The organism is Methanobrevibacter boviskoreani JH1 (assembly GCF_000320505.1).
In the GTDB taxonomy this organism is placed as follows: domain Archaea; phylum Methanobacteriota; class Methanobacteria; order Methanobacteriales; family Methanobacteriaceae; genus Methanarmilla; species Methanarmilla boviskoreani.
The window spans coordinates 1-472 of sequence record NZ_BAGX02000045.1 but is presented as its reverse complement, the minus strand read 5'-3'; the positions used below and the strand labels follow the sequence as shown (position 1 = coordinate 472).

1 pseudogene is annotated in these 472 nt (G+C 26.3%); it reads right to left on the bottom strand.

Annotated elements, in window-relative coordinates:
- Positions 1-276, bottom strand: a pseudogene (locus ON24_RS08840) (transposase); the annotation flags it as partial.
- Positions 277-472 lie beyond the last annotated feature (196 nt).

Below are 472 nucleotides of genomic sequence, written 5' to 3'. Positions count from 1 at the left end.
GTTGTTGTCTTCTTTTCTGCAAATCTTTTGAATTTTTTCTATTGACTTCTGTTTGGAATTGTCATTATATAGTTCATTATTGATTTTATTTATCAGATCCATTTCGTTCAATGATTTGGATGATAAATATTTTTTTATTTTTTCATCAGATAAGTTTTCATTGTTTATTGCTTCCTCGATTAATTGTTTACCTAATTTATTGGTCATGTTTTCAATACGGTAATGACATAATGTAATTACAAATTGAAATGCATTGTTTTTTGTATTTGCTTCCATGTAGGAGTTGCAATTGATTCCTTGAAATCCTGTTACATTTATTCCAAATTTTACTGGATATTTTACTTGTATATTTTTTTCTCCAGGAGTATATAATATTCTTCTAACATTTGGAACATTTTGGCAAGACGTTTCATCTAAAAAAGCAAAGTATTCTGTTTTTGTGTCTGTTGTTTTTAGTTTTTTTTAAGATCCT